The sequence below is a fragment of the Pseudoalteromonas sp. G5_S1_54_S4 genome (genome assembly GCF_054968565.1).
Genome location: NZ_JBQKUL010000163.1, coordinates 1 through 218 on the forward strand (window position 1 = coordinate 1; position 218 = coordinate 218).

1 pseudogene is annotated in these 218 nt (G+C 45.0%); it reads left to right on the forward strand.

The features are described from left to right. Positions 1 to 218, forward strand: a pseudogene (locus tag ACTRWE_RS19375) (IS3 family transposase); the annotation flags it as partial.

Here is a 218-nt window from a genome sequence, read left to right on the forward strand (position 1 = left end):
TTTCGTGAACGTGCAATTAGGCTTGTTACCACACAACAGCATGAATACCCTTCTCTTTGGGCTGCGCTAGTATCGATTTCAGATAAACTGGGATGTACCCCAGAAACACTTAGAGCATGGGTCAAGAAATCTCAAGCTCAACCGTCTAAACCCTCTTCTAATACGCAATCAACTGAAGAACGCCTTGCCGTCTTAGAGCGCGAGAATAAAGAGCTCAA